Genomic DNA, 5,654 nt, shown 5'->3' on the forward strand with positions numbered 1-5,654 from the left:
GACTGCGCCGCTGGCGTTTTGGACCTGGCCGCGCACCAGCATCGCCGGCGCGGAGTTGGCCAGTTTGCGGTGCCGCGCCCACACCGCCGGCGTGCACAGCACGTTGACCATCCCGGTCTCGTCCTCGAGGTTGAGAAACGTCACCCCCTGTGCCGTACCGGGCCGCTGCCGGTGGGTCACCGCGCCGGCGATCAGCACGCGGTCGCCGTCGGGCACGCCGAGCAGCTTCTCGGCGGGCACCACGCCCATCGCGTCCAGGTCCGCCCGCAGGAACTGCGTCGGATAGCTGTCCGGGGAGACTCCGGTGACCCACACGTCGGCGGCGGCCAGCTCCAGTTCGCTCATCCCGGGCAGCGCGGGGACATGCGACGACGAGCCGACGCCGGGCAGGCGGTCCGGGCGTTGGGTGGCGGCCGCCCCGGCCGCCCACAGCGCCTCGCGCCGCGACATGGCAAAGCAGCCGAGCGCCCCGGCCGTCGCCAGCGCCTCTGTCTGCGGCACCGACAGCGGTAGCCGGGTGGTCAGGTCCAGCAGAGAAGCGAACGGGCCGTTGGCTTTTCGTTCGCCGACCAGCCGCTCGGCGAGGTCGTCACCGATGTGGCGCACCGCGCCCAGCCCGAGGCGGACCTCGGTGCCCGCGTTCTCGAGGGTGGCGTGGGCCAGGCTGGCGTTGACGTCCGGGCCGTGCACGGCCACGCCGTGCCGGCGCGCGTCGGCCACCAGCGACTGCGGCGAATAGAAGCCCATCGGCTGCGCGCGCAGCAGCGCCGCGCAGAACGCAGCCGGGTGGTGCAGCTTGAACCACGACGAATAGAACACCAGCGACGCGAAGGACAGCGCGTGGCTTTCCGGGAAGCCGAAATTGGCGAACGCCTCCAGCTTTTCGTAGGTCCGGTCGATCACCTCGTCGGGCGCGCCGTGCAGCGCACGCATGCCCTCGTAGAACCGGCCGCGCAGCCGGCGCATGCGCTCGGTCGAGCGCTTGGAGCCCATCGCTCGGCGCAACTGGTCGGCCTCGGCGGCGGAGAAGCCGGCGCAGTCGACCGCCAGCTGCATCAGCTGCTCCTGAAACAGTGGCACCCCCAGCGTCTTTCGCAGGGCGGGCTCCATCGACGGGTGGTCGTAGACCACCGGGTCCAGCCCGTTGCGCCGCCGGATGTAGGGGTGCACCGAGCCGCCCTGGATGGGCCCGGGGCGGATCAGCGCGACCTCCACCACCAGGTCGTAGAAGATCCGCGGCTTGAGCCTGGGCAACGTGGCCATCTGCGCGCGTGACTCCACCTGGAACACGCCGACGGAATCGGCGCGGGCCAGCATCTCGTACACCGCCGGCTCGGAGAGGTCGAGCCGGGCCAGGTCCACCTCGATGCCCTTGTGCTCGGCCACCAGGTCGATGGCGTAGTGCAGCGCCGAGAGCATGCCCAGCCCGAGCAGGTCGAACTTCACCAAACCGATTGCCGCGCAGTCGTCCTTGTCCCACTGCAACACGCTGCGGTTCTCCATGCGTGCCCACTCCACCGGGCAGACGTCGGCGATCGGGCGGTCGCAGATCACCATGCCACCGGAGTGAATGCCCATGTGCCGCGGCAGGTTCCGGATCTGGTTCGCCAGATCGACCACCTGCTCGGGGATGCCCTCGACGTCGGGCGAATCGGCGAGCCCGTTCCAGTGGCTGATCTGCTTGCTCCACGCGTCCTGCTGACCCTGGGAGAAGCCCAGCGCGCGGGCCATGTCGCGCACCGCGATCCGGCCCCGGTAGGTGATGACGTTGGCGACCTGAGCGGCGTAGTCGCGGCCGTATTTGTCGTAGACGTACTGAATGACCTTCTCGCGCTGGTCGGACTCGATGTCCATGTCGATGTCGGGTGGCCCGTCGCGGGCGGGCGACAAAAACCGCTCGAACAGCAGCTCGTTGGCCACCGGGTCCACCGCGGTGACACCGAGGGCATAACAGACCGCGGAGTTGGCTGCCGATCCCCTGCCCTGACACAGGATGTTGTTCTCCCGGCAGAACCGGGCGATGTCGTGCACCACCAGGAAGTAGCCCGGAAAAGTGAGCCGCTCAATGACTTTCAGCTCATGCTCGATTTGCGCGTACGCGCGCGGCGCGGTGTCGGCCGGCCCGTAGCGGTCGCGTGCCCCCGCCATGGTCAGCTGCCGCAGCCAGCTGTCCTCGGTGTGCCCGGCGGGCACGTCGAAGGGCGGCAGCTGCGGGGCGATCAGCGCCAGCCCGAACGCGCATTGCTCGCCGAGCTCGGCGGCGGCGGTCACCGCGTCGGGCCGCTGCCCGAACAGCCGGGCCATCTCCTCGCCGGACCGCAGGTGCGAACCGCCCAGCGGGGCCAGCCATCCGGCGGCGGTGTCCAGGGACTGCCGCGCCCGGATGGCGCCCATGGCCATGGCCAACCGGCGCCGCGGCGGACCCGCGAAATGCGCGCCGGTGGTGGCGACGACGCCGAGGCCGAAGCGGGGCGCCAGCCCGGCCAGCACCGCGTTGCGCTCGTCGTCGAGCGGGTGGCCGTGGTGGGTCAGCTCGATGCTGACCCGGTCCGCACCGAACCGGTCCACCAGGTCGGCCAGCGCCCGCTCCGCGGCCTCCGGCCCTTGTGACAACGCTTGGCGGACATGGCCTTTGCGGCATCCGGTCAGGATGTGCCAGTGCCCCCCTGCGGCCTCGGTCAGCGCGTCGAAGTCGTAGCGCGGCTTGCCCTTCTCGCCGCCGGCCAGGTGCGCCGCGGCCAGCTGCCGCGACAGCCGCCGGTAACCTTCCGGGCCGCGGGCCAGCACCAGCAGGTGCGGGCCCGGCGGATCCGGCGTCTCGGTGCGCGCGCCCGGCCCCAGCGACAGTTCGGCGCCGAACACGGTGCGCAGCTCGAGCTCGGCGGCCGCCTCGGCAAACCGCACCGCCCCGTACAGCCCGTCGTGGTCGGTGAGCGCCAGCGCGCGCAGCCCCAGCCGGGAAGCCTCCTCGACCAGCTCCTCCGGCGTGCTGGCACCGTCGAGGAAGCTAAACGCCGAATGCGCGTGCAGCTCGGCATAGGGGACGGACGAGCGAGCCGCCCGGGCGCCGGCCGGCGGCCGGTACGTTCCGCGCTTGGGCGAGAGGGGGGCGTCCTCCCCGGGCACCACCGGCACGCCGGCATGGCGCGGTTTGCTGTCGAGCACCCGCTCCATTTCCGCCCAGCTCGGCGGGCCATTAAACCAGCCCACACCTGAAAGCATATCGAAAGTTTGTTCGAATTACCTCCGGTGCAGGACAACCGTTGTTAAACCGATCTTCAACTCCTAAACACGCTCTTAACGCCGCGGGCCTACCGCGGGCAACAAGGACCGACAGACACTGGTATCAGGGCGAAAATGAGGCGGGGGCGAGCATGGCGCAGGTGAGGGCACTGGATACGGCTTTCCTGAAGACCCACCACCCCGACCAGCACGCCGGCCTGGCGATCGGCGCGGTGGCCATCGTCGACGGCGCACCCGACCATCAGCGCCTCCAAGCCCTTCTGGCGGAACGCATTCGATCGATTCCCCGCTGCACGCAGGTGCTGCGGCCGCACCCGACGCACCCGGGCTGGGTCGACTGCCGGGACTTCGACCTCGCCCAGCACGTGCGCCGGGTGGCGATCAACCGACCGGGTGACGACACCGAGCTGTCCCGGGCCATCGCCCACGCCCTCGAACGGCCGCTGAGCCCGGACCGCCCACAGTGGGAGTGCTGGGTGATCGAGGGCCTCAAGGGCAACCGATGGGCGATCCTGATGAAAGCCCATCCCCGGCTGCTGGACGGCAAATCGCCCGCACACCTGCTCACCAGGCTTTGCGACGACGCCGACGAGAGCGCCTTCGCCAATGCCCCTGCGGCCGAACCGGTTTCGCAACCGCCGGTGCGGCGAACCGGCTGGGCCGATGCGCTGTGGCGGGCGTCCTGGACCGCGACCGGCGCCGTCGTCGGCGCGCTCTGGCCCGCGCTGCAGTCGCCCGATCGCGCCGCAACGCCCCGGCGCTACGCCACGGTGCGGGTCCCGATCGCCGACGTCGACCGCGTCTGCCGCAGGTTCGGGGTGACCGTCAACGACGTCGCGCTGGCCGCCGCCACCGAGGGCTTCCGGACGGTCCTGCTCGGTCGCGGTGAGGAGCCACGGGCCGACTCGCTGCCCGCCCTGGCGCCGACGCCGGTCCGGTCGCCGTACCTGCCGGTCGAGGACGACGACCCGGTCCAGCGCTTGCGCACCGTGCAGACCCGATGGAACGAAAAGGCAGCGGATACAACCCAATCCGGCGGCATCATCGAGTCGGCACTCAACTCCTTGCCGACGCTCGTGCGGGACGGCGTCGTTGCGCTGCTGTCCCGGATCCCGCAGCGCGCCATCGTGACGCTGGGCACCAACGTGCCCGGGCCCCGCCACCGGCTGCGCCTGATGGGACAGACGATGGAGCGCCTGCTGCCCATCCCCCCGACCGCCGTCCAGTTGAGCACCGGGGTCGCGGTGCTGAGTTACGGCGACGAACTGGTATTCGGCATCACCGCCGAACCCGGCGCCGCGTTCGACGTCAAGCAATTGGCCGCCGGAATCGAACTGGGCATGGCGCGGCTCGTGGCGCTCAGCCAGGATTCGGTGTTGCTGTTCGGCGATCGCCGCCGCAGGCGGGCGCCGCGCGCCTTCCCCGGTCGCCCGCCGGGTGCCCGCCCGCCCGCGCCGGGGCAAGCCCGGCACTGACCCACTCCCCGACCGGCCTGCCACCGTGAGAAGGTGGGGTCGTGCCACAGTCGGGATTGGTCGTCATCGACCCGCGCCGCCACGACGCGGTGCTGTTCCACGCGCCGGACCCCAGCCTGGAGGGCAAGTTGCGCGTGGCCGGGGTGGGCACCGCCGTCTACACCGAGGACCCGTCGGAGGCGGCCCGCCGGCTGCAGGTCCGGCCCGGCCGATGCGCGGTCGTCACCGCCGACGGCTCGGTCGTCGCGGCCGCGCGCGCCGGCGGATTCGCGTTGGTCATCGGCGTCGATGAGGGGCGCGGCGACGCGCTGCGGGACGCCGGCGCCGACGCGGTGGTCGCCGACCTGCACCAGATCACCGTGCGCACCGGGGACCGTCGGATGTCGCAGCTGCCCGACGCGCTGACGGCCCTCGACGACCTGGCCGCGCGGCGGCCCGCGGTGTTCTTCGACTTCGACGGCACGCTGTCCGACATCGTCAACGACCCGGACGCGGCCGTCCCGGTCGACGGCGCCACCGAGGCGCTGCGGCAGCTGGCGACCGGGTGCCCGGTGGCGATTCTGTCCGGCCGTGATCTGGCCGACGTGACGAAACGCGTTGGGGTGCCCGGGATTTGGTATGCCGGCAGCCACGGGTTCGAATTGACCGCGCCCGACGGCGCGCACCACCAGAACGACGACGCCGCCGCGGCCATCCCGGTGCTGGAGGCCGCCGCCGGCGAGCTGCGCGAGCGACTCGGCTCCATCCCGGGAGTGGCGGTGGAGCACAAGCGCTTTGGTGTCGCCGTGCACTACCGCAACGCCGGACGCGACCGCGTCGGCGAGGTGGCGGCCGCGGTGCGTGCAGCCGGCCGCCGCGACGGCCTCCGCGTGACCACCGGCCGGGAGGTCATCGAGCTGCGCCCGGACCTGGATTGGGACAAGGGCAAAACGCTGC

The 5,654-nt window shown here is 71.7% G+C and carries 3 protein-coding genes; 2 read left to right on the plus strand and 1 reads right to left on the minus strand.

What is annotated here, in order from left to right:
* Positions 1-3,210, minus strand: a 3,210-nt coding sequence (locus A9X05_RS10340; protein WP_067781077.1) for an error-prone DNA polymerase, incomplete at its 3' end; no start/stop codon positions are given.
* A gap of 164 nt (positions 3,211-3,374) precedes the next feature.
* Here A9X05_RS10340 and A9X05_RS10345 point away from each other — a divergent pair.
* Together A9X05_RS10345 and otsB are read left to right on the plus strand one after the other, a co-directional pair.
* Entirely contained in the window at positions 3,375-4,718 is a 1,344-nt protein-coding gene (locus A9X05_RS10345; protein ID WP_067781074.1) for a wax ester/triacylglycerol synthase domain-containing protein, read from the plus strand.
* A 41-nt stretch (positions 4,719-4,759) separates the two neighbouring features.
* A partial coding sequence (gene otsB / locus A9X05_RS10350; protein ID WP_067781080.1) for a trehalose-phosphatase occupies positions 4,760-5,654 on the plus strand: 895 nt, incomplete at its 3' end.

The sequence above is a fragment of the Mycobacterium sp. E3298 genome (assembly GCF_001666895.1).
Taxonomy (GTDB): Bacteria; Actinomycetota; Actinomycetes; order Mycobacteriales; family Mycobacteriaceae; genus Mycobacterium.